This window comes from Streptomyces sp. R35, assembly GCF_041053035.1.
Lineage (GTDB): Bacteria > Actinomycetota > Actinomycetes > Streptomycetales > Streptomycetaceae > Streptomyces > Streptomyces lutosisoli.
The window spans coordinates 2,396,774-2,419,852 of the sequence record NZ_CP163440.1 but is presented as its reverse complement, the minus strand read 5'-3'; the positions used below and the strand labels follow the sequence as shown (position 1 = coordinate 2,419,852).

The window sequence follows — 23,079 nt, the reverse complement described above, 5'->3', positions numbered from 1 at the left end:
GATTTCTCCCCAAAAGTAGCTCAACCGAGTACGGATGCCGCCCCCCTGAACACCAATCCAGCCCCAAGGGCTACGACGACCAACGCCGATCCCAGAGGTGCGGTCCTGCGGATCAGGACCGCGGTTCGCCCCTCGGCCCACCGCGGGCGCCTGGCCAGGGCCCGGGTCATCCCGCCGCCCAGCTTGACGACCGCGAACCCGGCCGCCGTGAGCGTGAGGGCGAGTCCGACGCCGTACGCGAGGACGAGGAGAAAGCCGAACCACGCCTGTCCCAGGGCCGCGGCGCCGACGAGCACGACCACGGCGGAGGGACTGGGCACGAGCCCGCCGGCGAAGCCGAGGAGGATCGTGCCGCGGACGGTGGGGGCGATGGAGTGGGTGTGGGTGAAGCCGCCGTGGGTGTGTTCGAGGGTGGGGGAGTGGGTGTGAGGGGTGGGGGTGCGTTCCAGGGTGGGGTGTGTGGGGGGTGCTGTGACCGGTCGTCTCCGCGGACGCATGGGCGTGCGCCAGCACCAGGGGGCGTTCGTGCTGTTCGGCGTGCTGGTGCGACTGGTCGCCGTGCTCGTGCTCGTGCTCGTGTGTGTGGCTGTGCGCGTGACCGTGGTCGTGCGTGTGGCCGTGATCGTGTCCGTGGTCGTGGCTTTCGCCGTGCGCATGCGCGTGGCCTGGCCCATGGGTGTGCCCGTGCGCGGAGGGACGGTTGCGCCAGACCCGGCGTACCAGCGTCGCGCCCGCGATCGTCACCAGGACGCCGCTCGCCATGCCGAGCCAGGCGATCACGGAGGGCGCCGCGGCCGAACCGGCCGTGACCAGGAGGCCGAGCGCGACCACGCCCAGGGTGTGGGTGACGGTCACCGACGCGGCCAGCGGCAGGACGTCGCGCAGGCCTGCCCGGCCGCCCCGGGCCGCGGCCGTCGCGGCCATCAGGGTCTTGCCGTGGCCCGGCGCGAGCGCGTGCAGCGCGCCCAGGGCGACAGCGATGACCAGGGCCAGCGCGGCGAAACCGAAGGTGAGGTCGTGGCGGGCCACCAGGTTGTTGAGGGCCTCGGTCCAGCGGTCGGCGCCGCGCGGCAGTACGGAGGCGGCCGGCGCGTCCCGCCGCTCCTCGACGAGGGCGGGGCCGCCGGGGCGGATCCGCAGGGACGCGGTCGCGGTGTCGGCCGGTGAGGAGAGCAGCGCCTTCGGGTAGGTGGTCAGCTCCTGGGACACCGACTTCTTCGGTACGTCCGACGAGGTCAGCGTCATCCGGTCGCCGCGCGCGGTGATCTCGCGCCAGCCGGGCCCCCGGTCCGCCCCGGCGCTGTGGAAGCCCACGGCAAGGGTGTCCTTCTTCGGCAGCGACGCCGTCAACTCACACTCGACGCGCAGGGTGTTGAGCCCCGCCTGCCCGGGCCGCACGCGCGCGTGGCTCGCGCCGACCGTGAGCGGCACCTCGCGTCCTCCGACGGTGACCTTGCTGCCGTTCGCGGCCGACGCGCAGCGCTGCCGGGCCCACTCGGTCATACCGAGCCTCTCGATGCCGGGCTTGGCCTGCGTGGCCGGGATCTCCGCGAGGTCCTCGACATGGTCGACCCGCAGCTGCCCGGGGGCGGCGACGAGCCCGTCGTACCGGTTGACGGTGAAGTTCCCCAGCGGATGCGCGCTCGCGTGCCCGGTGGGGACGAGCACGAGCGCGCAGGCGGCGGAGAAGACGGCCGCGCAGGAGGCGAACAGCCGACGGGCCCGCACCGCGCGGCCTCCAGTGCTACGGGTCACTTGACGGCCTCCAGAGCCTTACGGGCCTCGCGGGCGCCCAGCGGTGAGAAGCCCGGGTTGAGGTCGAGGGCCGACTTCAGTGAGGCGCGGGCCTCCTTCGTGTGCCCGGTGGCGCGCTCGATCACGCCGCGGTGGTAGAGGAAGGACGCGTTGCGGTAGCCGGTGGCCGTCGCCTTGCGGGCGTACGGCAGGGCCTCCGCGTCGCGGCCGTTCACGTGCAGCGCCCAGGCGAGGGCGTCCGCGGTGTGCACGGTGTGGCGGCGGGCCCACTCGGCGCGGGCCGCCTTGAGCGCGGCCTTGCGGTCACCGTGGTCGGCGGCGGCCAGGGCGGTGTCGAGGTCGGCGTTGACACCGTTGGCGCGGGCGATCGAGACCCAGGCGTTGACCAGGGAGTACTGCTCGCGGGCCTTCCGGGTGTCGCCCGCCTTGCCGCGCGCCTCGTACAACTCGCCCAGCTCGACGAGGGGTTGGGGCAACGGAAAGCGGTCCACGATCTGCTCCATACCGCGGATCGCCGCCGCGCGGTCGCCCTGTGCCGCCTGGGCGCGGGCGCGGCCTTCGAGCGCGGGGAGATAGGTGTCGTCGGCGCCGAGGGCGCGTGCGTAGTACATGAGGGCGGTGTCGTAGTCGCCCTGGTTCCAGGCGAGCTGGCCGAGCGCGGTCGCCACGTACGAGACGTCGCCGCGGGTGCTCGCCGTGCTGAGCGCCTGCTGAAGGACCCGGCGGGCGGTCTTCACATCGCCGCGCAGTTCGTGCACATAGGCATACCGCGTGAAGACGGGCACGCCCGGGCGGCGCGAGTCGGCCACGTCGGCGGCCTTCGACGCGTCGTCGTAGCGGCCGAGTTCGACGAGTGCGTCGATGCGCGAGGAGAGGGCGCGCTCGCTGTAGGGGTTCTCCTTCAGGACCTGGTCCGCGTACTTGAGGGCGCCGGTGAAGTCGTGCCGCGCCGCGGCGAGCGCCGCGCGTCCCGCGAGCGCGGATTCGTTGTCGGGGCGCAGTTTCAGCGACCGGTCGAGCGCCTGCTGTGCCTGCGGATAGCGGGAGGGGTCGCCCTTCGTGCGGGCCTGCTCCACGTAGGCGAGTCCCAGCGTCGCCCAGCCGCCGAAGTCCTTGGGCTGGGCCCGTAGATGGGCCTGCAGGGCGGTGATGCTCGCGTCCAGATCCCCACTGGCGAGCAACTGCGGCGATATGCCGCTGGAAGCGGCGGCGACCGTGGAGGTACCGCCGTCGCCGCCGTCCCGGACGGCCCCGAGCACGACGGCACCCGCCGTCATGGCGACCGCCAACGCGGTGGCACAGAAGGCGAGTTGGACACCCCGCCAACGACGCCCGGACGTGGACAGCCGGCGAACGGCGGCGACGCGCTCGTCGTCGGACACATCCGTGGCTCCCGTGGAATCGCCCGGCATCTCCGTGGCTCCCGCGGATTCCCCGGGCACCGCCATGGCCCCCGCGGAGTCGCCGGGCACGCTCGTGGTGTCCACGGCGTCCGCCTCGGGCGTGGCGATCGACGGCTCGCCGCGTTCACTCTCCGGCGCGCTCTCGTTCGTACGCGGGGACATGCCCTCTCCTCAAAGTCCTTGGCGGAAACGGTCGTTGTGGGGGTGGGGGCGGCGCGGCCCGCGCCGTGGGGGATGGACAGGTGCGGGCCGCGCCAGTCATGAGCCGGGTCAGTAGGCCCGGTTGTGCATCCGCCGGCGCCACCACAGCAGGCCGGTGGAGAGCAGCAGGAACCCGGCCGCGCCCGCCGCCGCGGAGGCCGCGATCAGCGTGGTGTCGGTGCCGCCGCCGGTGGAACCCGCGGGCTTCAGCGCGTCACCGAGCTGGTTGCGCACGTCGGTCCCGCTGGTCGTGCCCTTGGCGAGCGCTCCGCGCGAACCCGAGGTCGGCTCGGCCACGTACGGGAAGTACTTCTCGAACTTCTTGTCGTTCTTGTCGACAGCGTCGCCCAAGTCGTTCTTGGAACCGACCAGTTCACCCTCGACGACCTGGAGCGAGGCGTCGATCACGTCGTCGGTGAGCCGGCGTCCGTTCGGGAAGCCCGCGTTGTCGCCGTCGAGCACACCGAGCCGCTTGGGATGCATGCTGGGCTTGATCGAGGTGTTGAGCCGCAGTTCCTCGGCCGGGCGGACGTTGGGCGGCTGGTTGAGGCCCTTGACGCCCTTCAGGAACACGTCGACCAGGTCGTTCCTGGGCTCCGCCGGTGCCTTGATCTTGTAGATCGCCTCGATGAGCTTCGGCAGCTCCGGGTTGGTCACGTTCTTCAGGAACTGGGCGTCGTTCCAGGGCGCGGACGCGTTGAACTTGTCCTTGTCCTTCTGCGGGTTGACGACCTCGTTGACCAGCGGCATGCCGAGCCGGGAGACCTGGGTCCAGTCGCCGTGCGCGTCCTTGCGCTGGGTGGTGGACCAGATGCCGACGACCGGCTGTCCGGCCGACTCACGGATCATGTCGTTGGGCACCTGGAGGGCTATCGAGTTGACGTTGTAGCCCTTGAGGGTGTCCCGCCCGACCTCGGTCAGGTTCCCGCCGTACAGCAGGTCGAAGACGCGCAGGTCCAGGAAGAACGGGTCGTCCGCCTGCCCCGCGAACGTGGTCGAGCCGCCCGCGAGCTTGTACGTGGCCTGGTCGCGCAGCTTGCCGTAGTCCGGCATCGACGCCTTGCCGACGTTGGACGGGGCCACCGGGATGTCGTCCGCGACCTTGGTCCGCGACACCAGCTTCTGGTTGTGCAGCCGCAGCAGATCGATGTCGTACGTCTGCGTGATGTTCAGGTCGGGGTCGTCGAGGCTGGTGACCGGACCCGTGTTGTAGAGGAAGGTGTCGCCGTTCTTGCGGTGCGTCTTGAAGGTGTAGCGGTAGACCAACTCGCCTTGCGCGTCACCGTCGTTGTCGATGTGGATGTCGTACTGGGCGTCGTCGGCGAACGTGTAGAAGTTCGGGCCGCCGGCGGGTTCCTCGAAGGGAATCCAGTTCGCCACGATCGTCGTCGTGTTGGGCTTGTCGGGGCTCACGAACGCGTACACGTCCGTGTTGTCGTACTGGGGCTGCCCCGAGATGAGCGGGGCTTCCCGGTGGCTGGAGGCGGAGGCCGCCCCCGGTTCCAGCGCGGTCACGCCGGCGGCTGCGAGCCCCCCGGCGGCCAGCGCACCACAGACGAGGGTCGCGAGACTCCTGCGTCCCGCGCCACTCCTGGAGATAGGTGTCATGCCGTCCGTCCTCACGTCCAATTGCCTGACGCACGCCATTCGGAGCGGTCGCCGGGGTGGATTGGTCGAATCCCAAACGTCTTTACGGCGGCCCGCCCCGCTTGTTTCATCGACGAGCGCGTTTGTTCGACGACGGCCTCACGCTTCTTTGGTGCCGGACCCGCGTTTTCGGTTCGCTGATCCGTAACCCCATCCGTGGGCACGCTCGCTGCGAACACGTCAGTGGAAGGACGGGCCGTACGCGGCCGGAGAGGGGGACGGGTGGAGGCGGACGAACTTCTGGTGCTCGTGGCCGGAGGCGACCAGAAGGCATTCGAGGAGCTGTACGGACTGGTGTCCGGTCCGGTGTTCGGACTGGTGCGCCGTGTGGTCCGGGACCCGGCACAGACGGAGGAGGTGGCCCAGGAAGTGCTGCTCGAACTCTGGCGTTCCGCGGCGCGGTTCGACCCCGGGCGCGGAAGCGCCCTGTCCTGGATCCTCACCCTCGCGCACCGCCGCGCCGTCGACCGGGTCCGCAGCGCCCGCGCGGCCACCGAACGCGAGCAGCGCGAGGGGCGGCGGGCCCATCACCCCGCCTTCGACCAGGTCGCGGAGGAGGTCGAGGCCGGACTCGAACGCGAGTGGGTGCGCCGCTGTCTCGACCGGCTCACCGCCCTGCAACGCCAGTCCGTCACCCTCGCCTACTACGACGGCTACACCTACCGTGAAGTCGCCGAACGGCTCTCCCTGCCCCTCGGCACCGTCAAGACCCGTATGCGCGACGGCCTCACCCGCCTGCGCGAGTGCCTGGGAGGTGCCGCATGAGCGCCCTCGACCGCCTGCTCCGCCGCGATCTGCACTCGCTCGCCGCCCCTTACGCGCTCGACGCTCTCGAACCCGACGAACGCCGCCGCTTCGAACGTCATCTGCGGGGCTGTCCGCGCTGCACCGCCGAGGTGCGCGCTCTCGCCGAGGACGCCCTGCGCCTCGCGTGGTCGACGGCGGCTCCGGCGCCGGCCGCGCTGCGCGACCGGGTCCTGAGCGCCGTACGGACCACTCCGCAGGAGACGGCCGCGCAGGAGGCGCCCCGGACGCATGCGGGCCACCCGCCCGTACGCGCGCGGGGAGACCGGCAGCCCTCACGCGCGCGTGCCCCCCGTTTCCGTCCCCTTCTCGCGCCGCTGGCCACCACCACGGCCGCCGCGGCCCTCGTCGTCGCCTCCCTGTTCGCCGTACAGGCGACGCACACGCAGGACAAGTTGGACCAGGAGCGCGCCCAGGCACGTGAGATCGCCCACGTTCTCGCGGCGCCGGACGCGCGGGCCACCGGTGAACGGGACGCACAGGGCCGGGGAATCGGAGTTGTGGCCTCCGCATCGGAGCGGCGTGCCGTCGTGACGGTGAGCGGACTCGGCACCCCCTCCGGAGGGCGGGTGCACCAGCTGTGGCTCATGCGCCCCAACGAGAATCCGCGTTCCCTGGGTCTCTTCGACGGCGACACGCCCTTGGTCGCGAGCGGACTGAATACGAACGCGACGTCACTCGCTGTGACCGTCGAACCTCACGGTGGCTCAGCGCAGCCCACGACCACACCAGTTGTCCAACTCGCCCTGGAATCGGTTGGATTCGGAGAGTAATCGTCAACACCCTTACAGGGAAGGTGAATCCTGCGTCCGCGATACACGAGTGCCACGAGGGAGCGATAGGGTTAGCCTGCCCGGGCCGGGTGGACTCGTACGGGTGGGGAGTGACATGGAACAGATAACAGTGCGCAGCAGGGCACGTGTCCCTGCGATCACCTGCGGGAGCAGCGCGACCAGTTCGCGCCTCGACCGCCATCTCGCGGTGCTGGGCGGCCCTGCCATCCCGCAGCGCGAAACGGCCGAGGCGACGTCGCTGATGCGTGAGCTCACCGCGCGTGACACCGCGCACGAGAGCAGCGGCAGGGGCGCGCGAGTGAGGCGGGTCTCGCTCTTCGCACCGCTGAAGCGGCTGCGCCGCTCGCTGTTCGGCGGCCGCTGAGCAGCGGCCGGCACCGGCGTTCCACGACCCGCGCTCCGGCGGCCCCACCGATCCGGCGCAGCGCTGCACTTCCGCGTCCGCCATCCCCACGGCAGGCAGCGGCGCCGGGTGGGCCCCGGCGGGGCGCGGGTCGTCATGCTCCATGCTCCCCCACGGTCCCCGCGCACGCTCGGCGGTCGCCCCTCACGCCGAGCGCCCCGGGCCGCGCCCAACGGTCCACCCCGTGCTCAGCGGGCCACCCCGTCCCGCAGCAACCCCGCGATCTCCGCGTCCGTCATCCCCAGCGCCCGCAACACCACCCCGGTGTGCTCCCCGAGCCTCGGGACAGCCCCCATCCGCGCCTCCTCCCCACCCGGCAGCGTGATCGGCGGCAGCAGCGCCCGCAGCGGCCCCGCCGGTGACCCCACCTCCCGCCACCGGTCCCTGGCCGCCAGCTGCGGATGCTCCGCCACCTCCCGTACGTCCCTCAGGCGCGCGCACGCGATGCCCGCCCCCTCCAGCCGGGCCACGGCCTCGTCGGCGCCGAGCGCGGCAAGGGTCTTCGCCACCACGGCATCGACGCGCTCCCGGTTCCCGACCCGCGCCGCGTTCGTCGCGTACGCCGGATCGTCCGCCAACTCCGGCTGACCCAGCACCTGTTGGGCGAGCCGCCGCCACTCCCGGTCGTTCTGCACCGACAGCAGCACCCGCCCGCCGTCCGCCGTCGGGTAGGCGTCGTACGGCACGATGACGGCGTGCGCGAGAGCCGTGCGCGCCGGGGGCGTTCCTCCGTGCATCGCATGGTGCAGGGGATGCCCCATCCACTCGGCGAGCGCGTCCAGCATCGACACCTCCACCGGGCCCCCGCGCCCGGTCGTACCGCGCCGCACCAGCGCCGCGAGCACCCCGGAGAAGGCGTACATGGCCGCCGCGATGTCCGCCGCCGGAATCCCCGCCTTCACCGGCTGCTCCGGCGTCCCCGTCACCGACACCAGCCCCGCCTCGCACTGCACGAGCATGTCGTACGCGCGTTTGGCGGCGTACGGTCCCGACGCCCCGTACCCCGAGATGTCCACGGCGATCAGCCGCGGATGGTCGCCGTACAGCGTCGCCGCGTCCAGCCCCAGCCGGGCCGCGGCACCCTGGGCGAGGTTCTGCACGAACACGTCCGCGTCCGCGACGAGACGGCGCACGACGTCGAGCCCGCGCGGGTCCTTCAGGTCCAGGGCGATGGACTCCTTGCCCCGGTTGCACCACACGAAGTGCGAGGCCAGTCCGGCGGCCGCGGTGTCGTAGCCGCGGGCGAAGTCCCCGCCGTCGATCCGCTCGACCTTGATGACCCGGGCACCGAGATCGGCGAGCTGCCGGGTGGCGAAGGGCGCGGCGACGGCCTGTTCGACGGCGACGACGGTGATGCCCTCCAGGGGCAGCGGCTGGGTCCGCGGGTGTGGCTGCATGCCGTGGATCATGGCCTGTGCATAACACCTTTGTCATGCATGGATGTTGACGGGGCGATCTTGAAAGGGCCGGATTCCGGCGTTGGACGGGCCGCTCACCGTCCGCCCGTCGCGTAGCGGCGGACGGCGAGCGGCAGGAAGACCGCGATCAGCGCGGCGCACCACGCCAGGGATCCGGCGACGGGGTGGGCCACCGGCCAGGCGGCTCCCTGGGGCACGGGTGCGTTCCCGAACAGGTCCCGCAGGGCCGTGGTCACCGCGCTGATCGGGTTCCACTCCGCGATCGTGCGCAGCCAGCCGGGCAGATTGCCCGTGGGGATGTAGGCGTTGGACAGCAGCGGCAGCATGAACGTCGCACTGCCCAGCTGTCCGGCCGCCTCCTCGCTCCGGGACAGGAGTCCGAGGAAGATCCCGACCCAGGTGGTCGCGAACCGGAACAGCAACAACAGCCCGACCGCGCCCGCCGCCTCCGGCGCCGACCCCTCGATCCGCCATCCGACCGCGAGTCCGACGAGCAGGAACGGAACCGTCCCCGCCGCCGTGACGACCAGATCTGCGACCGCCTGCCCCAGCGGCACGGCCGCCCTGCTCATCGGCAGCGTACGGAAGCGGTCCATCACGCCCCGGTGCGAGTCCTGGGCGGCCTGGAACATCCCGGTCATGATCCCGTTGGCGGCGGTCGCCACCAGCAGCCCCGGTACGAGGAAGGCCCGGTACTCCTCGCCGGGCATCGCCAGCGCGCTGCCGAACACGTAGCCGAAGAACAGCAGCATGGTGACGGGCATGGTCTGGGTGAGGATCAGCAGGCCCGGGTTGTGCCGGATCCGCCGCAGCTGACGGCCCAGCATCGCGCCGCCGTCGTACGCCAACGTACTCATGTCACCAGCTCCTTGTGGTCGGTGCGGTTCTCGGTCAGGCGGAGGAAGACGTCGTCGAGGGTCGGCGGACGCAGGCTCGCGTCGAGCAACGGCACGCCCGCGGCGTCGAGTTCACGCACGAGCCGGGGGAGGGTCAGCGTCGGGTCGGTGGTGACGGCGGCCACCGTGTGCCGTTCACGGTCGAACGTGGGCTCGCTGCCGGTGAGTCGGTCCAGGACGGCGGCCGCGCCGGGCAGCGCGTCCGCGTGGGCGACGACCACCTCCGCGTGCGAACCGATGAGCGACTTGAGTTCGGCGGGCGAGCCGGTGTGGGCGACCCTGCCGCGGTCCATGAGCGCGATGTCGTCGGCCAGTTGGTCGGCCTCCTCCAGATACTGCGTGGTCAGCAGCACGGTCGTGCCCTCGTCCTTGAGCGCGCGCACGGCCTCCCAGATCTGGTTGCGGCTGGCCGGGTCGAGCCCGGTGGTGGGTTCGTCCAGGAAGAGCACGGCGGGGCGGCGGATCAGACTCGCCGCCAGGTCGAGGCGGCGCCGCATACCGCCCGAGTAGCTCGACGCCGGCCGGTCGGCGGCCTCGGTCAGCCCGAAGCGGTCGAGGAGCTCGGCGGCCCGTGCGCCGGCGTCCCGCATCCGGTGCAGCCTCGCGAACAGCCGCAGGTTCTCGCGCCCGGTCAGATCGCCGTCGACCGAGGCGTACTGCCCGGCGACCCCGATGTTACGGCGGACCGCTGCCGCCTCCCGTACGAGATCGTGCCCGGCGACACGCGCGGACCCCGCGTCGGGCCGCAGCAGGGTGGTGAGCAGCCGTACGGCCGTGGTCTTGCCCGCGCCGTTCGGCCCGAGCAGCCCGCAGACCGTGCCCTGCGCCACGGCCAGGTCGAGGCCGCGCAGGGCATGGACATCCCCGAAGTGTTTCTCCAGACCCTCACTAAGTACAGCGTACGTAGTAGTCATGGGGTGACCATAGCGCACTACGTACGATGTACGTAACTAGGATGGTCGCGAGGTGATCGACCAATGGCAGGGCGCAACGCCGTACCCGAAGTGATCTGGGCTCGTCCCGAACGCGCGGGCCGTGGTCCGCGGCCGGCGTACAGCCGCGCGGACATCGCGGCCGCCGCCGTGCGGATCGCGGACGCGGAGGGGCTCGACGCGGTCTCGATGCGGCGCGTGGCCGCCGAGCTGGGCTGCGGCACGATGTCGCTCTACAACTACGTGCCGCGCAAGGAGGACCTGTCCGAGCTGATGGTCGACGCCGTCAGCGGCGAGCACGAACCCTGGGAGCCCTCGGGCGACTGGCGCGCCGACATGCTCCGGGTCGCCCATCAGACCCGCGCCCTCATGCACCGCCACCCCTGGCTGCCGCGCCTGATGTCCCCGGTCTACGGCTTCAGCCCCAACGCCCTGCGCTACCTGGAGCACTGCCTGACCTGCCTCGACCCGCTCGACGCGCGGTACGGCACGAAGATCGAGCTCATCGCGATGCTCAACGGGGTCGTCACGACATACGTCGGCAACGAGCTGGCCACCGTCGAACGCGCCCGCTCCCTGCCCTGGTCGGAGGAGCAGGAGAACGCGATGCGGATCGCCTATCTCGGCGGCCAGGTGGCGACCGGCGCGTATCCGCGCATGGCGGCGGCCTTCATGGAGGACGCCGGGCCGATCGATCTGGAGGCGGTGTTCGAGCGGGCCCTGGGACGGGTCCTGGACGCGTTCACGCTCCGCTCGGAGGGCGGATAGCGGCTGCGGGTCGTTCGTGGCTGGGCGCGCAGTTCCCCGCGCCCCTTACGGGGCGCGCCGCACGTTGCTCAGATCAGCGCGAACTGCCCTTCCGGGCCCTCCTCGTGGTGGTCGAGAACGGAGGCGGGCCGGCGGGCCGCGTCCGGCACCGGAAGCACGCCCACCTTGCTCAGCTCGGCCCGGGTGATCGGCGAACCGATCGTCAACTCGTCCCGCTGGGGCCGGAGTTCCGCGAGCAGCGCCAGCACCGTGACGAGTTCGAGGAGTTCGGACGTCCAGGTCTGCGGCCAGGTGGACGGCCGGATCGCCTCCAGGGTGCCCGGCTCGGGCGGCTCGGTCCTGGCCGCGAACCACTGCTCCAGTACGCGCACTCCGCCCACCTCGAAGTCCCAGGACTGGGGAGGTACCGGCGAGATACGGCCCTCGTCGAGGTGGAGGGCCTCCTCGTCGCGGTCGTAGTGCGGGGCGCGTGGCCGGGCGGGCAGCGGGGCGCGGACGTAGGGGCGGCGGCCGCCGGGGAGCTTGGGGCGCTCGCCGTCGCGGCGCATCAGCCATAGCATCCGGCGGCCCAACTCGACGCCGTACGCCCACACTTCGGGGTCGGCGGTGAGCGGCACGGTGCATCCGTCGCGTCCCGGCCGCGCTGTCGCCACCGTCCAGGCGAGGACGTCGACCGGTTCGGGGGAGTGCCCCAGGCGCGTGCCGAGGTGGTCCAGCAGGCCGGGCGCCAGGTTGGGTTCGAGGCCGCCGGGGCGCCGGTAGAGGGGGCGGATCCGGCCGCCTCGGCCGGCGCTCAGCGGCAGGGCGGAGGCGACCAGCAGCACCGGCCCCGACGCGTCGGGCACCACCGTCTGCTCGACCGCGAACACCTGACGCTCATCGGCCACCCGCCACAACTCGGGGCGCGCCGCGTCGATCAGCCGGTGGTCGGGAATCAGCCACTGCTCGTCGAAGGGGCCGTGCAGGACGCGTACCGGCTCCGGACAGGGACCCGACTCGCGCGCCAGACGGGCGGTTCCGCTCGACTGCCCCGGCAGCTGGCCGACCGCCGAGTGCGTCGTGCGCGAGCGCGTCGGGCCGAACAGCGCCTCGCGGTCCGGCCCTTCGGCCTTGACCAGGGCGTCCCAGCGGGCCTTCAGAGACGCGGCGTCGGGAGCCGTCGGCCACCCCCGGCCCAGCCTCGGCGGTGCGACGGACCACGGCATGAGGTCCGCGAGCAGCGGAGCGTCGTCGTGCGTCACGCTCGGCATCGTACGACGAGAGCGGTGACCACCGTCCTCGTACGGCATCGTCAGTGGGCGTCGAGGGTGACCGTGAACGAGAAGCGGTCACCGCGGTAGTGGATGCGGGCCACGTCCAGGGCGCGGCCGTCCTCGCCGTGCACGATGCCCGTGTAGTGCAGGATCGGGCTGAGCAGCGGGACTTGGAGCAGTCGCGCGGTCTCCGGGTCCGCGAGCCGGGCCTCCACCGTGTCGGTGATCCGGCTGATGCGGACGCCCACCACATCCCGCAGCACCTTGGTCATGGGCCAGCGCACCAGGTCCTCCGGGTCGATCAGCGCCGCCAGTTCGGGACGCACGTAGTTGCGCGCGTGGTTCGTCGGCTCGCCCGTCTTCTCGTCGCTGCGCAGCCGGTGGTACGTCCCCACCTCGGCCAGATCCGGGAAGAACTCGGCGAGTTCCGCGGACACCGGAACCGTGCCGTGGTCCAGCAGCTCGGTCGTCATGCCCGACTGCTGGGCCACGATCGCGTCCACCGAGCCGAGCAGCCGCACGGGAGCGCCGCGCTGCGCGCTCGGCTCGATGAACGTGCCCCGCCGGCGATGGCGCGTGATGAGTCCCTCGTCCTCCAGCTCCTTGAGCGCCTGCCGCATGGTCAGCACACTCACCCCGTAGTGCCCGGCCAGCTGCTCCTCGGTGGGCAGGCGCAGCGGGTCCTGGGGCGAGCGGCCGAGTATCGAGGCACGCAGGGACTGCGAGACCTGATACCAGAGCGGCAGCTTGCGGTTCAGGATGATCGAATCCGGGGCGAAGGAGGTCACGAGGGTATCCGTACCGGTCGCGGGCCTTGAATGCAACGGGCAGTGAATCTCAGTCCAGCGGGCGGAAGTGCCGCTGGAGGCCCTGCCACACGTCGTCGTACGCCTGCTGCAGATGCTCCGCCCGTGCCGCCTGAACCGTCGCGGTCACCGGCCAGCGCGTCTCGAACATGAAGGCGAGCCCGTCGTCGATCTTTTGCGGACGCAGCTCCGCGGCGCTCGCCCGGTCGAAGGTCTCCCGGTCCGGACCGTGCGCCGACATCATGTTGTGCAGCGAACCACCGCCCGGAACGAAGCCCTCCGCCTTCGCGTCGTACGCGCCCTCGATGAGCCCCATGTACTCGCTCATCACATTCCGGTGGAAGTACGGCGGCCGGAATGTGTTCTCGCCCACCAGCCAGCGCGGAGCGAAGACGACGAAGTCGACGCCGGCCAGGCCCGGGGTGTCCGACGGGGACGTCAGCACCGTGAAGATCGACGGGTCCGGGTGGTCGTAGCTGATGGTGCCGATCACATTGAAACGGCGCAGGTCATAGACGTACGGCACATAGTTGCCGTGCCAGGCGACCACGTCCAGCGGCGAATGGCCGTACGTCGCCTGCCAGAGGTTGCCGCAGAACTTGTTCACCACCTCGACCGGGCCCTCGACGTCCTCGTACGCGGCGACCGGCGCGAGGAAGTCGCGGGCGTTGGCGAGGCCATTGGCGCCGATCGGACCGAGGTCGGGCAGCCGGAACGGCGCCCCATAGTTCTCGCACACATAGCCGCGCGCGGCCGGGCTCTGCCCGCCGTCGGACACGGCGTCGAGGAGTTCCACACGGAAGCGGACACCACGAGGAATCAGCGCGACCTGGCCGGGCTCCACATGCAGCAGCCCGAACTCGGTGCGCAGCAGCAGCCCGCCGCGCTCCGGCACGATCAGCAGCTCGCCGTCGGCGTCGCTGAAGACACGGTCCATGGAGGAATTGGCGTGATACAGGTGCACCGCCATGCCGGTGCGCTGGGTCGCGTCCCCGTTGCCGCCGAGGGTCCACAGGCCGCCGAGGAAGTCCGTCCCCGCCGGGGGCTCGGGCAGCGGGTTCCAGCGCAGCCTGTTCGGGTCGGGCACGGTCTCCGCGAAGGGGGCCGTACGCAGGGCGCCGTTCTCGATGCGGGTGAACGCGGGGTGCGCGGCCGACGGACGGATCCGGTACAGCCACGAACGCCGGTTGTACGCCCTCGGCTCGGTGAACGCCGTACCGCTCAGCTGCTCCGCGTACAGCCCGAGCGGCGCGCGCTGCGGCGAGTTGCGGCCGTGCGGCAGCGCCCCCGGCACCGCCTCCGAGCTGTGTTCGTTGCCGAAACCGGAGAGGTAGGTCAGCCCCTCGGCCGTCTTCCTCGCGTCCCCGCTCATGATCGCTCCCTCGCGCCTGATTCCTATGCATCACCGTAGGATTCAGGTTTTCCCCGCGCAAGGGGTCGACCGAGCCCACCGCACGGGATCGGCCACGGCCCACCACCAGGGACGGGCCGAAAACGCCGCCCGGCGGGTACGACGTACCCGGCGTACCCGACGTACCCGGCGTACTACTCCCCAAGGACCGCTGTACGGCCCAAGAACCCGACTTCAGGGGGATCCGGCTGTCAGGGCGTTGTTCTACGCTCCCCGGCATGTGGTGGACGCGTGGACTGCTCGCCGCCCTCGCGGTCTGCGCCCTGCTCGGCGGATCGGTGGGCTGCGGCACCAGTGATGCGCACGAGCGGAAGGACGCAGCGTCGGCCTCGCCCGTGGGCAAGCTGCTGGACGAGATGGACGAGGAAGGGCGGCTTTACCGTGAGGTGGACAAGAAGGGTGCGCCGGAGGTCGCGATCGAGATCCAGCCCGACTCCGACGACAGCTGGGACGTCACGCTGACCGTCCACCACTTCCGCTTCTCGCCCGCCGGCACGCGATCCGTGCCGACGGCCGGACGGGGCATCGCCCACCTCTACCTGGACGGCCGGACCATCGCCCGGATCCGCACCGCCGAGTACCACCTCGCCGGCGACCTCGTCCCGCGCGGCACCCACCACGTCACCGCGCGCCTGTACGCGGACGACGGCACCGTGTGGGCCGTCCACGGCAAGCCCGTCGAGAGCACCGCGGACATCACCGCGTCAGGGGCCGGGGCGACCGCGACGCCGCCGGCGACACCCACGGTGACGATGAGTGCGACCAGCCCCGGGGCCCGTACTGATACGGGAGGTTCACCGGACCCCGGCGGAAAGGCATCATGAAGCCCGTGCCCCATGCGACCTCGCTGCGCAGAGCGCCCGTACAACGGCGCAGTGCCGAACGACTGACCAGAATCCTCGACGCCTGCGCCGACCTCCTCGACGAGGTCGGCTACGACGATCTGAGCACCCGTGCCGTGGCCCAGCGGGCCGGCGTGCCCATCGGCTCCGTCTACCGCTTCTTCGGCAACAAACGCGCGATGGCCGACGCGCTCGCCCAGCGCAACCTGGAGCGCTATGCCGAGCGCGTCACCGAGCGCCTCCAGGAGACGGAGGGCGGTGGCTGGCGCGCGGCCATGGACGCCGTGCTCGACGAATACCTCGCCATGAAACGCACCGCGCCCGGCTTCTCCCTCGTCGACTTCGGCAACCAGATCCCGGTCGGCTCCCGTTACTCGGAGCCCAACACCCGCGTCGCCGACCGCCTCACCGAACTGCTCTCCGGCTACCTCGACCGCACCCCCGACGAGGATCTCCGCCGTACCTTCCTGATCGCCGTGGAAACCGCCGACACCCTGGTCCACCTGGCCTTCCGGGTCGCCCCGGAAGGAGACGAGCGGATCATCGAGGAGACGCGCGAGCTGCTGCGCGCCTATCTGGCCAGGGTTCTCGACTGAACCGTTCCGAGCGGGGGTGAGCCGCACGGCCCGCTTACGCCGGGAATGAACCGCTCGCGAATTTCCGACCTCACCCCCCGGAAGGCCCTCCCCACCATGCCTACCGGTCGGTATGCTCGGCCCAGTCCGTGTGCCACCGCCGCCACCGCCCTCCGGGAGGACCCGTGTCCCGCACCTCCGGCACCACCCCCGACGCCCGCACCGCCCTGCGCGTCTGCCCCCTCTGCGAGGCGACCTGCGGGCTCACGCTCACCATCGAGGGCACCCGGGTGACCGGCGCCCGCGGCGACCGCGACGATGTGTTCAGCAAGGGGTTCATCTGCCCGAAGGGCGCCTCCTTCGGGGCCGTCGACGGCGACCCCGACCGGCTGCGCACACCCCTCATACGCGAGGCCGGCGAGCTGCGCGAAGCCACCTGGGAGGAGGCCTTCGACGCGGTGGCCGCGGGCCTGCGGCCGGTCGTCGAGCAGTACGGGCCGCATGCTGTCGGCATCGTCCTGGGCAACCCGAACGTGCACACCATGGCCGGCGCCCTCTACCCGCCCGTCCTGCTCTCCGCGCTGCGCACCCACAGCCTCTTCACCGCCTCCACGGTCGACCAGATGCCCAAGCACGTGTCGAGCGGACTGCTCTACGGCGACGCCAACGCGATCCCGGTACCGGACCTCGACCACACCGACCACCTCCTGCTCATCGGCGCCAACCCCCTGGAATCCAACGGGAGTCTGTGCACCGCCCCCGACTTCCCCGGCAAGCTCAAGGCCCTGCGGGCGCGCGGCGGCACTTTGACGGTCATCGACCCGCGCCGCACCCGCACGGCCAAGCTCGCCGACCGCCACGTGGCGATCCGCCCCGGCACCGACGCCCTGCTCCTCGCGGCGATGACGTATGTCCTCTTCGAGGAGAAGCTCGTCGACCTCGGCGCCCTCACCCCGCACGTCCAGGGCGTCGAGGAACTCGCCGACGCCGTACGGGACTTCACCCCCGAGGCCGCGAGCGAGGCCTGCGACGTGGACGCCGGCACCATCCGGGCGCTGGCCCGCGAACTCGCCGCCGCGCCCACCGCCGCCGTCTACGGCCGCATCGGCAGCTGCACCGTCCCGCACGGTACCCTCGCCAGCTGGCTCGTCGACGTCCTCAACATTCTCACCGGCAACCTCGACCGGCCCGGCGGCGCCCTCTTCCCGCTGGCGGCCACCGACAGGACACCCCGCCCCGCCGGACCCGGCCACGGCTTCGCGCTCGGCCGCTGGCACAGCAGGGTGAGCCGCCACCCGGAGGCCAAGGGCGAACTGCCCCTGTCCGCCCTCGCGGAGGAGATCGACACCGCCACGCCGGAGGGCAGCCCGGTCCGCGCCCTCATCGCCGTCGCCGCCAACCCCGTACTCTCCGCCCCCGACGGCGACCGCCTCGACAAGGCGCTCGACTCGCTGGACTTCATGGTCAGCGTCGACCCCTACCTGAACGAGACCTCCCGCCACGCGGACGTCGTCCTGCCGCCGCCCCCGCCCTCGCAGAGCGCCCACCACGACTTCGCCTTCAACACCCTCGCCGTACGCAACCAGGTCCGCTACAACCGCCCGGCGGTCCCGCTGGAGCCGGGCCGCATGGCGGAGACCGAGATCCTCGCCCGGCTCGTCCTCGCCGCGACCGGCATGCACGGTGCCGACCCGTCCGCCGTGGACGCCATGGTCATCGACACCACCCTGGGCAAGTCCGTCACCGACGCACACTCACCGGTGCACGGCCGCGACCCGAAGGAACTCGCCGGCCTTCTCACCGGCGAGAACGGCGCCGAGCGGCGACTCGACATGATGCTGCGCCTCGGCCCGTACGGCGACGGCTTCGGCGTCCGGCCCGACGGGCTGAGCCTGGCGAAGCTGCTCACCGCTCCGCACGGCATCGACCTCGGACCGCTGCGGCCCCGCCTGCCGCAGCCGCTGAAGACACCCAGCGGGCGGATCGAGCTGCTGCCGGCACCGATTGTCGACGATCTGCCGCGCCTGCGGGACGCGCTGCGCGAGCGCCCGGCGGCACTCGTACTCGTCGGCCGCCGCCATCTGCGCTCCAACAACAGCTGGATGCACAACGTGCCCGCGCTCACCGGCGGCACCAACCGGTGCACCCTGCACATCCACCCCGACGACGCCGCACGCCTCGGCCTCACGGACGGGGCCGCCGTACGCGTCAAGGGAGCCGGGGGAGAGGTGACCGCTCCTGTGGAGGTCACGGACGCCGTACGGAGCGGGGTGGTGAGCCTCCCGCACGGCTGGGGACACGACCGCCCCGGCACCCGGATGAGCCACGCCGCGCTGGACCCGGGCGTCAACGTCAACCAGCTCCTCGACGGCTCGCTGCTCGACCCGCTGTCGGGCACAGCGGTCCTCAATGGCGTGCCCGTGGAGCTGGCGGCATGCCCCTAGAGGGCCATCGCTCGCCGAGACAAGGCTGTGACCTGGAGTTTTGCGCTTATTGCTCTCGTGTCAACATCTTGTTAACGCTTGCGAGCCCGACCTAACGTCATCGCACCACCGGCCCTGGTGGCAGTTCAAGGGCGAACGTTAGGCAATCCACTCATGCTGACCATCCTCGGCTTCACCATGATCGCGACCTTCCTGGTCCTGATCATGCTGAAGAAGATGTCGCCGATCGCGGCGCTCGTGCTGATTCCGGCACTCTTCTGTGTCTTCGTCGGAAAGGGCGCCAAGCTCGGTGACTACGTCATCGACGGCGTCACCAGTCTCGCGCCCACAGCGGCGATGCTGATGTTCGCGATCGTCTACTTCGGTGTGATGATCGACGTCGGTCTCTTCGACCCGATCGTCCGGGGGATCCTCAAGTTCTGCAAGGCCGATCCGCTGCGGATCGTGGTCGGCACGGCGGTCCTCGCCGCGATCGTCTCCCTCGACGGCGACGGCTCGACCACCTTCATGATCACGGTTTCGGCGATGTACCCGCTGTACAAGCGCCTGAAGATGAGCCTGGTCGTCATGACCGGTGTCGCCGCGATGGCCAACGGCGTGATGAACACCCTGCCGTGGGGCGGCCCGACCGCCCGCGCCGCGACCGCGCTGAAGCTCGACGCCAGCGACATCTTCGTGCCGATGATCCCGGCCCTCGCCGTCGGTCTGCTCGGCGTCTTCGCCCTCTCGTACGTCCTCGGTCGCCGCGAGCGCAAGCGGCTCGGCGTGCTGACGCTGGACGAGGTGCTGGAGCCGCAGGAGGCGGAGACGGTTCTGGTCGGCGCGGGTGGCTCGGGGACCGGTTCGGACAAGAAGGCCGCGCGTACGGGCGGTTCGGGCTCCGGAACGGACGCGGACGCCCCCGAGGCGGACTCCGCCGACGACGGCTTCCAGGGTCTCGACCCGAACCGCGCCACCCTGCGTCCCAAGCTCTACTGGTTCAACGCGCTCCTCACGGTCACCCTGCTCACCGCCATGATCATGGAGTGGCTGCCGATCCCGGTCCTCTTCCTGCTCGGCGCCGCGCTCGCGCTCACCGTCAACTTCCCGCACATGCCCGACCAGAAGGCCCGCCTCGGCGCCCACGCCGAGAACGTCCTCAACGTCTCCGGCATGGTCTTCGCCGCCGCCGTCTTCACCGGGGTTCTGACGGGCACCGGCATGGTCGACCACATGGCCAAGTGGCTGGTCTCCAACATCCCCGACGGCATGGGCCCGCACATGGCCTTCGTCACCGGCGTCCTGAGCATTCCGCTCACGTACTTCATGTCGAACGACGGCTTCTACTTCGGCATCCTCCCGGTCCTCGCCGAGGCGGGCCAGGCACACGGCGTCTCGTCCCTGGAGATCGCCCGCGCCTCGCTCATCGGCCAGCCGCTGCACATGTCAAGCCCGCTCGTCCCGGCCGTATACGTCCTGGTCGGCATGGCCAAGGTGGAGTTCGGCGACCACACCAGGTTCGTGGTGAAGTGGGCGGCGCTCACCTCGCTGGTGGTGCTGGGGGCGGGGATTCTGTTCGGCATCATCTGATCTGACCGATACCGCCTGACAGGTATCGTCCGGCAGATTCCGGCTGACAGATTTCAACACCTGAAATCTGTCAGCCGTCATCTGTTCTCCGTTGTCCACTGTTCTCTGCTGTCCACCAGCTGTCACCCGTCATCGGATGGAGGATCACTGTGCGGCCCGGTGAGACCCGCGGCTGGCTGCTGCGCCTCGTCATCGCCTTCACCTTCACGCAGGGGGCGGTGTCGATGGCCCGGCCCGCCGTCTCCTACCGGGCCCTCGCGCTGGGCGCGGACGAGCGCGCGGTCGGTGTGATCGCGGCGGCGTACGCGCTGCTGCCCCTGTTCGCCGCCGTGCCGCTGGGCCGCCGCACCGACCACGGCCGCTGCGCGCCCCTGCTGCCCGCCGGTGTCGTGCTCATCGCCGGCGGCTGTGCCATGAGCGGCAGGGCGGACTCGTTGGCGGCGATGGCCGCCTGGAGCGGAGTGATGGGGCTCGGCCACCTCTGCTTCGTGATCGGCGGGCAGTCGCTCGTCGCCCGCCAGTCCGCCCCGCACGAACAGGACCGTAATTTCGGCCACTTCACCATCGGCGTCTCGCTCGGTCAGCTGATCGGCCCGATCGCCGCGGGCCTCCTGATCGGCGGTCCCGACATGGCGGGCAGCAGCGCGCTGGCGCTGCTGGTGGCGGGCGCGGTCGCCGCGGTCTCGTTCACGTCGCTGTGGCGCATCGAGGACCGTACCGCCGTGAAGTCCCGTACCGCACAAGGTGAACGCGTTCCCGTCGGGCGGATCCTGCGCGCCAGGGGCGTGCCCGCGGGCATCTTCATCAGTCTCGCCGTGCTGTCCGCGACGGACGTTCTCACCGCGTATCTGCCGGTGGTCGGCGAACACCGGGACATCGCGCCGTCGGTGGTCGGTCTGCTGCTCAGTGTGCGCGCGGCGGCGAGCATCGCCTGCCGGCTGGTGCTGACGCCGCTGCTGAGCTGGCTCGGGCGGACCGCACTGCTCACCGTGACGTGCCTGGTGGGGGCGGTGCTGTGTGCGGGTATCGCACTGCCGGTACCGGTGTGGGCGTTGGCCCTGATGCTTGTCGTCCTCGGCTTCTGTCTCGGGGTCGGTCAGCCGCTGTCCATGACGACGGTCGTCCAGGCGGCTCCCGACGGCGCTCGCTCCACGGCCCTCGCCCTGCGCCTGACCGGCAACCGGCTCGGCCAGGTCGCCGCCCCCGCCACCGCGGGTCTGGTCGCCGGAGTCGCCGGTGTGGCGGCGCCGTTCGTGATGCTCGGCGCGCTGCTGCTGGTGTCGTCGGCGACGGCGCTGCGCTCTCCGGGGAGGCCTGCCCGGGTGCCGGACGAGGGGGCGCGGCCTCGGGTGCGGTTGCGCCGGAAGAGCGATATCTGAGGGGCGTGGGGCGCTGTTGCCGCCTTTGCCGGGGCGGATGTGAAAGAGAGTCAGATGAAATCGTGATTTGTATGATGATCATCCGACTCGGAGGAATTCCCATGTCCACCTCGTCCCTTCCGTGCCGGCCCGGCACCCGCCGGCGAGCTTCCGCCCTCGTAGCCCTCGCTGTCGCGGGCACCACCCTGCTCGGGGCCCCTGCCGCCGTCGCCGCTCCCGGTGACAACGGCGACGTCAAGGTTCATGACTCGAACACGCCGGACAACGATCAGAGAAACGATCCGAAGGTCTGCCAGTTCTACCTCGACGGGTTCAACTTCGACGGGGCGCAGAAGATCACCTGGTCCATCGAGACCCAGCCCCATGTGGACGGCGGCGCCACGCTCGCGGGCGGTCTGACCATCCCGGCGTCCGGCGACGGCCGGACCAAGGGCCTCTTCTCGCTGCCCGACGGTCAGTACAAGCTCACCTGGAATTTCGACGGCGAGAACGGTGCGGGCAAGCAGAAGGTCTTCAAGGTCGACTGCGCTCCCGCGAGCCCGACGCCCACTCCGACTCCGACGTCGACTCCGCCCGGGGGCGGTCCCGGCGGCCCGGGTGGTGGTCCGGGCGGGCCGAACGGCGGACCCCACGCGGGCGGTGGCGGTCTCGCCCACATCCAGGACTTCTCGCCGGTCGTCGGCGCGGCGGCCGCGGGCCTTGTGATGGCCGGGGGAGTCGTTTACCTGCGGCTGCGCCGCCGCCCCGATGGTGCCGCGTAGCGCCTCCCGCAGGCCCCGGTACCGGACGCGCGCCTACCGCCTGACGCGGACCCTCGTCATCGCGGTGACACTGGTGGTGGGCGGCGTTCGGTGCGCGGGCAGCGACGAGTCCGCCGGGCCGCCCGCCGCCGAGGCCGCGGGCCACGGAGGCGCCACGGCGTCCTCCGGCCCCGCCGGGGCGGACGGCGGAGGGCGCGACGCGAAGCCCGACCGCGCGGACGGCGGCGGGCGGGACGCGAACCCCGACCGTGCGGGCGGTGACACACGCGACGCGAAGCCCGACCGTGCGGGCGGTGACGCGCGCGGTGCGAAGCCCCACCGCGCCGCGCCCGCCCGGCCGCCCCGGCCCACGCCCCCGCCCAAGCCGCTCCCGCGCTCCCCGGCGACCTCGCTCCGCATCCCGTACTTCAGCCTGGAAGCACCGGTCGTCGGCCTCAAGCTCGACCGTGAGCGGCGGCTCACCACCCCTCCCGTCGACGATCCCAAGCTGGTCGGCTGGTACGCGGGCGGGCCGACGCCGGGCGAGTCCGGCACGGCCGTCGCCGTCGGCCACCTCGACACCACCACGGGACCCGCCGTCTTCGCCCCACTCAGCCAACTCCGGCCCGGCAGGCTCGTCGAGGTCCTGCGCGCCGACGGCATGACCGCCGTCTACACGGTGGACGCCGTGAAGATGTACGAGAAGGCGCACTTCCCCAACAAGGAGGTGTACGGCGACAGAGGGCGCCCCGAACTGCGTCTGATCACCTGCGGCGGCGCGTACGACCCGAAGACGGGCTACGCCGGAAACGTCGTCGTCTTCGCCCACCTCACGCAGACCCGGGGGCGGCCCCGCACGACGTGAGCGGGCGGAAGGGCGACAGAATCGGGATTCCTGTCGCACTGAACCCGAGAGTCCGCTTTTCGCCCATGTCGAACCGGACCGTCCGATCCCGCCGCGTGTCTTCCCCAGGGCGTGCGCGGTCCGTTAACTTCCGTGACTCATAGGTCCCGTACGACCCGCACGGGACGTTCGACC

At 71.4% G+C, this 23,079-nt stretch carries 19 protein-coding genes and 1 pseudogene; 11 read left to right on the top strand and 9 right to left on the bottom strand.

Annotated elements, in window-relative coordinates:
• Nucleotides 1-20: 20 nt before the first annotated feature.
• From AB5J50_RS11305 to AB5J50_RS11295, 3 genes and pseudogenes are all read right to left on the bottom strand, one after another.
• A pseudogene (locus tag AB5J50_RS11305) lies at nucleotides 21-1,728 on the bottom strand (sulfite exporter TauE/SafE family protein).
• Between the two features lie 23 nt (nucleotides 1,729-1,751).
• Nucleotides 1,752-3,320 carry a tetratricopeptide repeat protein gene (locus tag AB5J50_RS11300; RefSeq protein WP_369257186.1) on the bottom strand — a complete coding sequence of 523 codons (1,569 nt, stop codon included), beginning with the start codon at nucleotides 3,318-3,320 and terminating at the stop codon, nucleotides 1,752-1,754.
• 108 nt (nucleotides 3,321-3,428) lie between these two features.
• Nucleotides 3,429-4,967 (bottom strand): DUF4331 domain-containing protein, encoded by a 1,539-nt coding sequence (locus AB5J50_RS11295; RefSeq protein WP_369257184.1) that lies wholly within the window; start codon nucleotides 4,965-4,967, stop codon nucleotides 3,429-3,431.
• A 261-nt stretch (nucleotides 4,968-5,228) separates the two neighbouring features.
• On the opposite strand from AB5J50_RS11295, the gene AB5J50_RS11290 reads away from it, so the two are divergent.
• The 3 genes from AB5J50_RS11290 (at nucleotide 5,229) to AB5J50_RS11280 (ending at nucleotide 6,968) form a co-directional block, all read left to right on the top strand.
• A complete protein-coding gene (locus AB5J50_RS11290) occupies nucleotides 5,229-5,771 on the top strand; it encodes a sigma-70 family RNA polymerase sigma factor (RefSeq protein WP_327427574.1) in 543 nt (180 codons plus the stop codon).
• Nucleotides 5,768-6,583: an anti-sigma factor gene (locus AB5J50_RS11285; RefSeq protein WP_369257182.1), complete on the top strand. Its 816-nt coding sequence runs from the start codon at nucleotides 5,768-5,770 to the stop codon at nucleotides 6,581-6,583. The genes AB5J50_RS11290 and AB5J50_RS11285 overlap by 4 nt, the downstream gene beginning before the upstream one ends.
• Nucleotides 6,584-6,698: 115 nt before the next feature.
• Complete coding sequence (locus tag AB5J50_RS11280) at nucleotides 6,699-6,968, top strand: hypothetical protein (protein WP_327427572.1); 270 nt, start codon at nucleotides 6,699-6,701, stop codon at nucleotides 6,966-6,968.
• A 227-nt stretch (nucleotides 6,969-7,195) separates the two neighbouring features.
• Here the strand turns inward: AB5J50_RS11280 and AB5J50_RS11275 are convergent, their stop codons facing one another.
• The 3 genes from AB5J50_RS11275 to AB5J50_RS11265 all read right to left on the bottom strand — a co-directional run bounded on the left by AB5J50_RS11275 (nucleotide 7,196) and on the right by AB5J50_RS11265 (nucleotide 10,235).
• A complete protein-coding gene (locus AB5J50_RS11275; protein ID WP_369257179.1) occupies nucleotides 7,196-8,416 on the bottom strand; it encodes a CaiB/BaiF CoA transferase family protein in 1,221 nt (406 codons plus the stop codon).
• 83 nt (nucleotides 8,417-8,499) lie between these two features.
• Nucleotides 8,500-9,282: an ABC transporter permease gene (locus AB5J50_RS11270; protein ID WP_369257177.1), complete on the bottom strand. Its 783-nt coding sequence runs from the start codon at nucleotides 9,280-9,282 to the stop codon at nucleotides 8,500-8,502.
• Nucleotides 9,279-10,235 carry an ATP-binding cassette domain-containing protein gene (locus AB5J50_RS11265; protein WP_369257175.1) on the bottom strand — a complete coding sequence of 319 codons (957 nt, stop codon included), beginning with the start codon at nucleotides 10,233-10,235 and terminating at the stop codon, nucleotides 9,279-9,281. The genes AB5J50_RS11270 and AB5J50_RS11265 overlap by 4 nt, the downstream gene beginning before the upstream one ends.
• 63 nt (nucleotides 10,236-10,298) lie before the next feature.
• Between AB5J50_RS11265 and AB5J50_RS11260 the strand changes: the two genes are divergently transcribed.
• Complete coding sequence (locus tag AB5J50_RS11260; protein ID WP_369257173.1) at nucleotides 10,299-11,021, top strand: TetR/AcrR family transcriptional regulator C-terminal domain-containing protein; 723 nt, start codon at nucleotides 10,299-10,301, stop codon at nucleotides 11,019-11,021.
• Nucleotides 11,022-11,089: 68 nt separating this feature from the next.
• Here the strand turns inward: AB5J50_RS11260 and AB5J50_RS11255 are convergent, their stop codons facing one another.
• The 3 genes from AB5J50_RS11255 to hmgA are packed head-to-tail and all read right to left on the bottom strand — an operon-like array spanning nucleotide 11,090 to nucleotide 14,452.
• Nucleotides 11,090-12,271 carry a type ISP restriction/modification enzyme gene (locus AB5J50_RS11255; protein WP_369257171.1) on the bottom strand — a complete coding sequence of 394 codons (1,182 nt, stop codon included), beginning with the start codon at nucleotides 12,269-12,271 and terminating at the stop codon, nucleotides 11,090-11,092.
• A gap of 41 nt (nucleotides 12,272-12,312) precedes the next feature.
• Nucleotides 12,313-13,062 (bottom strand): GntR family transcriptional regulator, encoded by a 750-nt coding sequence (locus AB5J50_RS11250; RefSeq protein WP_327427566.1) that lies wholly within the window; start codon nucleotides 13,060-13,062, stop codon nucleotides 12,313-12,315.
• Between the two features lie 49 nt (nucleotides 13,063-13,111).
• The gene (gene hmgA / locus AB5J50_RS11245; RefSeq protein ID WP_369257168.1) at nucleotides 13,112-14,452 is read right to left on the bottom strand and encodes a homogentisate 1,2-dioxygenase; all 1,341 of its coding nucleotides are present in this window, start codon (nucleotides 14,450-14,452) and stop codon (nucleotides 13,112-13,114) included.
• A 257-nt stretch (nucleotides 14,453-14,709) separates the two neighbouring features.
• Here hmgA and AB5J50_RS11240 point away from each other — a divergent pair, with 257 nt between their 5' ends.
• The 7 genes from AB5J50_RS11240 to AB5J50_RS11210 all read left to right on the top strand — a co-directional run bounded on the left by AB5J50_RS11240 (nucleotide 14,710) and on the right by AB5J50_RS11210 (nucleotide 22,905).
• Complete coding sequence (locus AB5J50_RS11240) at nucleotides 14,710-15,315, top strand: nuclear transport factor 2 family protein (RefSeq protein WP_369257166.1); 606 nt, start codon at nucleotides 14,710-14,712, stop codon at nucleotides 15,313-15,315.
• Nucleotides 15,312-15,929 carry a TetR/AcrR family transcriptional regulator gene (locus AB5J50_RS11235; RefSeq protein ID WP_327427563.1) on the top strand — a complete coding sequence of 206 codons (618 nt, stop codon included), beginning with the start codon at nucleotides 15,312-15,314 and terminating at the stop codon, nucleotides 15,927-15,929. Before AB5J50_RS11240 ends, AB5J50_RS11235 begins: the two co-directional genes overlap by 4 nt.
• A gap of 164 nt (nucleotides 15,930-16,093) precedes the next feature.
• Nucleotides 16,094-18,352, top strand: a complete 2,259-nt coding sequence (locus AB5J50_RS11230) for a molybdopterin oxidoreductase family protein (RefSeq protein ID WP_369257164.1) — start codon at nucleotides 16,094-16,096, stop codon at nucleotides 18,350-18,352.
• Between the two features lie 153 nt (nucleotides 18,353-18,505).
• Nucleotides 18,506-19,921: a CitMHS family transporter gene (locus AB5J50_RS11225; protein WP_369257162.1), complete on the top strand. Its 1,416-nt coding sequence runs from the start codon at nucleotides 18,506-18,508 to the stop codon at nucleotides 19,919-19,921.
• 149 nt (nucleotides 19,922-20,070) lie between these two features.
• Nucleotides 20,071-21,300, top strand: coding sequence for an MFS transporter (locus tag AB5J50_RS11220; RefSeq protein WP_369257160.1), 1,230 nt, complete (start codon nucleotides 20,071-20,073; stop codon nucleotides 21,298-21,300).
• 101 nt (nucleotides 21,301-21,401) lie between these two features.
• Complete coding sequence (locus AB5J50_RS11215) at nucleotides 21,402-22,061, top strand: hypothetical protein (protein ID WP_369257158.1); 660 nt, start codon at nucleotides 21,402-21,404, stop codon at nucleotides 22,059-22,061.
• The gene (locus tag AB5J50_RS11210; protein WP_369257156.1) at nucleotides 22,048-22,905 is read left to right on the top strand and encodes a class F sortase; all 858 of its coding nucleotides are present in this window, start codon (nucleotides 22,048-22,050) and stop codon (nucleotides 22,903-22,905) included. Before AB5J50_RS11215 ends, AB5J50_RS11210 begins: the two co-directional genes overlap by 14 nt.
• The last annotated feature ends 174 nt before the right edge of the window (nucleotides 22,906-23,079 follow it).

Excerpts from the sequence above, each read along its gene's own strand:
- AB5J50_RS11300 (WP_369257186.1), bottom strand. The coding sequence starts at position 3,320 with ATGTCCCCGCGTACGAACGAGAGCGCGCCGGAGAGTGAACGCGGCGAG.
- AB5J50_RS11295 (WP_369257184.1), bottom strand. The coding sequence starts at position 4,967 with ATGACACCTATCTCCAGGAGTGGCGCGGGACGCAGGAGTCTCGCGACC.
- AB5J50_RS11285 (WP_369257182.1), top strand. The coding sequence starts at position 5,768 with ATGAGCGCCCTCGACCGCCTGCTCCGCCGCGATCTGCACTCGCTCGCC.
- AB5J50_RS11280 (WP_327427572.1), top strand. The coding sequence starts at position 6,699 with ATGGAACAGATAACAGTGCGCAGCAGGGCACGTGTCCCTGCGATCACC.
- AB5J50_RS11275 (WP_369257179.1), bottom strand. The coding sequence starts at position 8,416 with ATGATCCACGGCATGCAGCCACACCCGCGGACCCAGCCGCTGCCCCTG.
- AB5J50_RS11270 (WP_369257177.1), bottom strand. The coding sequence starts at position 9,282 with ATGAGTACGTTGGCGTACGACGGCGGCGCGATGCTGGGCCGTCAGCTG.
- AB5J50_RS11265 (WP_369257175.1), bottom strand. The coding sequence starts at position 10,235 with ATGACTACTACGTACGCTGTACTTAGTGAGGGTCTGGAGAAACACTTC.
- AB5J50_RS11260 (WP_369257173.1), top strand. The coding sequence starts at position 10,299 with ATGGCAGGGCGCAACGCCGTACCCGAAGTGATCTGGGCTCGTCCCGAA.
- AB5J50_RS11255 (WP_369257171.1), bottom strand. The coding sequence starts at position 12,271 with ATGCCGAGCGTGACGCACGACGACGCTCCGCTGCTCGCGGACCTCATG.
- hmgA (WP_369257168.1), bottom strand. The coding sequence starts at position 14,452 with ATGAGCGGGGACGCGAGGAAGACGGCCGAGGGGCTGACCTACCTCTCC.
- AB5J50_RS11240 (WP_369257166.1), top strand. The coding sequence starts at position 14,710 with ATGTGGTGGACGCGTGGACTGCTCGCCGCCCTCGCGGTCTGCGCCCTG.
- AB5J50_RS11235 (WP_327427563.1), top strand. The coding sequence starts at position 15,312 with ATGAAGCCCGTGCCCCATGCGACCTCGCTGCGCAGAGCGCCCGTACAA.
- AB5J50_RS11225 (WP_369257162.1), top strand. The coding sequence starts at position 18,506 with ATGCTGACCATCCTCGGCTTCACCATGATCGCGACCTTCCTGGTCCTG.
- AB5J50_RS11215 (WP_369257158.1), top strand. The coding sequence starts at position 21,402 with ATGTCCACCTCGTCCCTTCCGTGCCGGCCCGGCACCCGCCGGCGAGCT.
- AB5J50_RS11210 (WP_369257156.1), top strand. The coding sequence starts at position 22,048 with ATGGTGCCGCGTAGCGCCTCCCGCAGGCCCCGGTACCGGACGCGCGCC.